This is a genomic window from Bradyrhizobium sp., assembly GCF_030697065.1.
Classification (GTDB): domain Bacteria; phylum Pseudomonadota; class Alphaproteobacteria; order Rhizobiales; family Xanthobacteraceae; genus Bradyrhizobium.
On sequence record NZ_JAUYQU010000005.1, the window covers coordinates 1 to 4,692 of the forward strand.

Below are 4,692 nucleotides of genomic sequence, written 5' to 3' on the forward strand. Positions count from 1 at the left end.
CCGCCAAGAATGAGACTTTCAGGGAACGCGCATGACCATGCGGATCGACTGCGATATCCATCCCGCCGTCGGTGGAACCCGCACCACGCTGTTGCCCTATCTCAGCGACCACTGGAAAGAGCAGGTCGTCAGCCGCGCCATCGACGGGCTCGATCTCAACTCCTACCCGCCCAACATGCCGCTGTCCGGCCGCGCCGACTGGCGGCCGGCCAATGGCGACAAGCCCGGCAGCGATCTCGCCATGGTGCAGCGCGGCGCGTTCGACCAGCTCGGCGCCAGCCACGCCATCTGCAACGTGCTGTACGGCGCCCAGGCGGTGTTCGATCCCTATATGGCGGCCGATTTCTGCAAGGCCATCAACGACTGGATCGCGGCGGAATGGCTGTCGAAGGATTCCAGGCTGCGCGCCTCGATCGTGGTGCCGATGCAGGCGCCTGATCTGGCCATCGAGGAAATCGAGCGGCGCGCTTCCGACAATCGCTTTGTTTCCGTGCTGGTGCTGGCGCAGGGCGACGCCCTGCTTGGAAAGCGGCATTTCTGGCCGGTGTGGCAGGTCGCGGAAAAATACAAACTGCCGATCGCGATTCATGCCGGCAGCGCGTACCGCCAGGCGCCGAGTTCGGTCGGCTGGCCGTCCTACCGCTACGAATATTACATGGCGGAGGCGCAGGCGTTCCAGGCCCAGGTGCTCAGCCTGATCTACGAAGGCGTGTTCGGCAAATTTCCCGGGCTCAAGGTGGTGCTGATGGAATCCGGCATCAGCTGGCTGCCGGCCTTCATGTGGCGCGCCAACAAGACCTGGCGCGGGGTCCGGGTCGAGGTGCCCTGGGTCGAGCGGGAGCCGGCCGCGATCATGCGCGATCACTTCCGCTTCACGACGCAGCCGTTCGATAGCCCGCCCGATGCGGCCGGGGTCGCCGACATCATCGACATGATCGGCTCCGACCGGATGTTCCTGTTCTCGTCGGATTATCCGCACTGGCAGTTCGACGGCGACGACGCCATTCCGAAGTATCTGCCGGCCAGTCTGGTGTCGAAGATGTGCGCCGACAATCCGCTCGAAACCTTTCCGCGGCTGAAACTGGCGGCATGAAGCATGAGGGCAGAGCTTGATAATGCCGCGCCGAGACCGTTTCACCTCTCCCCGTCGGGGAGAGGTAAGAAAAAGGAGGATCGCATGAGCGACGTCATCGACCGCCCGATATCGGAACGGGAAGCTCCCGCTCAGAGCCGGCTGCGCATTATCGATTGCGACATCCATCCGAGCATCCGGGCCCATTCCGACCTCGATCCCTTCCTGCCGAAACGCTGGCAGGAGCATTTGAAGACCTATGGCAGCCATCTGCGCACGCCCTATATCGGCACCACGCCCTATCCGCGCTCCTCGCCGCTGATCGCGCGGCGCGACGCCTGGCCGCCGACCGGCGGCGTGCCCGGCTCCGATCTCGCCTTCATGCAGAAGCAGCATCTCGATCCGTTCGACGTCGAGTTCGGCATCCTGCAGGTGCTGGATCTCTTCATCTTCTCGCAGCAGAACCTCGAATTCGGCGCGGCGATCCAGCGCGCCGTCAATGACTGGCAATTGGCGTTCTGGTCGCACCGCGATCCCCGGCTGAAAGCCTCGATCCTGGTCGGGCAGGACGACACGCAACTGGCGATCGCCGAGATCGACCGCTGCGCCAAAACAGGCGAATACGTCCAGATCAACGTCTCGCCGCGCGCCAACGAGCCGCTCGGCCGCCGCCGCTACTGGCCGATCTACGCGCGGGCGCAGGAACTAGGCCTTCCCGTCGGTATCCATGTCGGCGGCTATGGCGGCCACGCGGTGACCGGCGGCGGCTGGCCGTCCTATTATGCCGAGGAGCACCAGAGCAACGCGCATACCATGGCGGCGATGCTCACCAGCCTCGTGCTGGAAGGCATTCCGGAACGTTTTCCGGAACTCAGGATCGTTTTTATTGAAGGCGGTTTTGGCTGGATTCCCTCGGCGATGTGGCGGATGGACCAGCATTTCGAGAAATTCCGCAGCGAAGTGCCGCATCTCAAGCGTCGGCCCTCGGAATACGTCAAGCAGCATTTCTGGTTCACCACCCAGCCGATCGACGAGCCTGATGAAGCCAGACACCTGCGTTCCCTGATCGAATGGGTCGGCGTCGACCGCCTGCTGTTCTCGTCGGATTATCCGCATTGGGACTTCGATGACCCGCGCTATGCCTTCAAGACGCCGCTGACGGAGGTCGAGCGCGGCAAGATCTTCAACAGCAATGCCCGCGGCGTTTATAAGCTATGATTAGATCAGCGAGGTGCTTGCTGCCCATGCTTCGAGACGCTCGCGCTGCTCGCTCCTCAACATGAGGGCTGTGGTGCTTCAACAAGCAGAACCTCATCCTGAGGAGCCCGGCGAAGCATCGCGAAGCCGGGCGTCTCGAAGGATGGGCCGCAACACCGATTGTAATTCCAGGTATTCCCCGCATGACCCGTCACATCGTCGCCCGCACCAGTGAAATACCGCCCGGCGGCAACAAGGTGGTCGAAATCGGCGGCCGCGACGTCGTCGTGTTCCACGTCAACGGCGAATTCTTCGCGCTGCTCAACCGCTGTCCGCATGCCGGTGCGCCGCTCGACAAGGCGGCCTGCGTGGCGCGATTGACTTCGCCGGAGCCCGGGGTCTATCAGCGCACGCGGGTCGGCGAACTGCTGCGTTGTGCCTGGCACGGCTGGGAATTCGACATGCGCAACGGCCAGTCCTGGTTCGATCCGAAGCGGGTCAAGGTCCGCACCTATCCGGTCGTGATCGAGGACGGCGAGACATTGGCAAAAGGCCCTTATGTCGCCGAGACTTTTCCGGTGCACGTCGAAGACAGTTACGTCATTATCGAGACCTGATCCCGCCGCAGCATTTTTCCTTTCTCGTTCATCCCACCCCAAGGAGCCATTCCCATGACGCATGCCATCCGTTTTCACAAAGCCGGCGGTCCTGAAGTCCTGAACTGGGAGGAGGTCGAGGTAGGCAAGCCCGGTCCCGGCGAGGCGCGCATCCGCCACACCGCGGTCGGTCTCAACTTCGTCGACATCTACAACCGCTCCGGGGTTTATCCCGTGCAGTTTCCGAGCGGGCTCGGCAGCGAGGGCGCCGGCGTGGTCGAGGAAGTCGGCCCCGGCGTCACCGATCTGAAGCCCGGCGATCGCGTCGCCTATGGCGCGTCGCCGCTCGGCGCCTATTCCGAGGCGCGGCTGATCCCGGCCGACCGGCTGTTGAAACTGCCCGACGGCATCGACGACAACACCGCCGCGGCGATGATGCTGAAGGGCCTGACCACGCAATATCTGATCCGCCAGACCTACCGGGTCAAATCCGGCGACACCATCCTGCTGCATGCCGCGGCCGGCGGCGTCGGCACCATCCTCAGCCAGTGGGCCAAGCATCTTGGCGTCACCGTGATCGGCACCGTCGGCAGCGACGAGAAGGCCAAGCTCGCCCAGTCCCATGGCTGCGCCCACACCATCGTCTACACCCGCGAAGATTTCGTGAAACGCGTCGACGAAATCACCGGCGGCAAGAAGGTGCCGGTTGTGTACGACTCCGTCGGCAAGGACACGTTCCTGAAATCGCTCGATTGCCTGGCGCCGCTCGGCGTCGCCGCCCTGTTCGGGCAGTCCTCCGGCAGCGTCGAGCCGCTCAATCTCGGCCTGCTGGCGCAGAAGGGCTCGCTCTACGTTACCCGGCCGACGCTGTTCACCTACGCCGCCAAGCGCGAGAACCTGGTCGCGATGGCGAACGAGCTGTTCGACGTGGTGAAATCGGGCGCGGTCAAGATCGAGGTGCACCAGACCTATCCGCTGAAGGACGCCGCAAAAGCCCACGCCGACCTCGCCGCGCGCAAGACCACGGGCTCGACGGTGCTGACCGTATGAGGGGTTGACGACGCCCGAGCCGCGATTTTTTGCCGCCCCGTCTCGCAAAAGCGAGGCGGGTGCTGTAAGGCTGCTGTGGCAGATGTGACAGGACCAAGGCGGATGGACAAGCAGGCGATGCGCGAGGAGGCCGAGCGCCTGATCCGCGAGACCATGGAACGCAAGGCGCTGGTCGTGAAGCAGGGCAATACCCGCATCGAGACCACCTGCGGCAAATGCGGCGCGCCGAACCGCATCTCGGCGGAAAAGGGCGCGACCCGGGTGAAGTTCGCCTGCAAGCAATGCGGCCACAAGCAGGAGACGCTGTGAGCGGAATACCCGTCCGGTCTCCGTAGCCCGGACCCGACGGGCAAATCACTTCGGCTTATCGGAAACGATGTCAAGCCCCTCGTGCGAAAATAATTCTGGTTACCAGAAATGAACACAGGGCTATATCTCTCGCCATCCCGTCCCACTCCGAGGGGCGTTGCGCAAGGTCACCAGTGCGGGACGGGGAGGCGGTGGACGCGGATGGCGCTCCTGACCAGAGTGCCTGAAGCGGATGCGAAATCGTGCGGTCCTGACACCTCGGTGCTGGTGTCAAGCTTGCGGTCAGTCCCGCAAGTGACGGTGGCAAGAAAGCCGATCACCGGGGAGACCACGTATAAGCAAAAACCATCGCGCGGGGAGTGCCGGGTGATTCCGGTGTGACCTGACAACACGTGTGCATCTACCACTACCCCATAGCACACGTGGCTATCGGGCGCATCGGGCGCCCGGCATTCCCCGCGCCCTCTG

The 4,692-nt window shown here is 63.6% G+C and carries 5 protein-coding genes; all 5 read left to right on the top strand.

The annotated features are described in order from the left end of the window. Nucleotides 1-31 precede the first annotated feature (31 nt). The gene (locus Q8R73_RS00315) at nt 32-1,093 is read left to right on the top strand and encodes an amidohydrolase family protein (RefSeq protein WP_305717558.1); all 1,062 of its coding nucleotides are present in this window, start codon (nt 32-34) and stop codon (nt 1,091-1,093) included. Between the two features lie 84 nt (nt 1,094-1,177). After that, nucleotides 1,178-2,290: an amidohydrolase family protein gene (locus tag Q8R73_RS00320; protein ID WP_305717559.1), complete on the top strand. Its 1,113-nt coding sequence runs from the start codon at nt 1,178-1,180 to the stop codon at nt 2,288-2,290. Nucleotides 2,291-2,472: 182 nt separating this feature from the next. Next, nucleotides 2,473-2,886, top strand: a complete 414-nt coding sequence (locus tag Q8R73_RS00325; RefSeq protein WP_305717560.1) for a Rieske (2Fe-2S) protein — start codon at nt 2,473-2,475, stop codon at nt 2,884-2,886. Nucleotides 2,887-2,940: 54 nt separating this feature from the next. Then, nucleotides 2,941-3,915 carry a quinone oxidoreductase gene (locus tag Q8R73_RS00330; protein ID WP_305717561.1) on the top strand — a complete coding sequence of 325 codons (975 nt, stop codon included), beginning with the start codon at nt 2,941-2,943 and terminating at the stop codon, nt 3,913-3,915. A gap of 102 nt (nt 3,916-4,017) precedes the next feature. Further along, nucleotides 4,018-4,224, top strand: coding sequence for a hypothetical protein (locus tag Q8R73_RS00335; RefSeq protein ID WP_304869462.1), 207 nt, complete (start codon nt 4,018-4,020; stop codon nt 4,222-4,224). The last annotated feature ends 468 nt before the right edge of the window (nt 4,225-4,692 follow it).

Coding starts and splice junctions, on each gene's coding strand:
- Q8R73_RS00315 (WP_305717558.1), top strand. CDS start 32: ATGACCATGCGGATCGACTGCGATATCCATCCCGCCGTCGGTGGAACC.
- Q8R73_RS00320 (WP_305717559.1), top strand. CDS start 1,178: ATGAGCGACGTCATCGACCGCCCGATATCGGAACGGGAAGCTCCCGCT.
- Q8R73_RS00325 (WP_305717560.1), top strand. CDS start 2,473: ATGACCCGTCACATCGTCGCCCGCACCAGTGAAATACCGCCCGGCGGC.
- Q8R73_RS00330 (WP_305717561.1), top strand. CDS start 2,941: ATGACGCATGCCATCCGTTTTCACAAAGCCGGCGGTCCTGAAGTCCTG.
- Q8R73_RS00335 (WP_304869462.1), top strand. CDS start 4,018: ATGGACAAGCAGGCGATGCGCGAGGAGGCCGAGCGCCTGATCCGCGAG.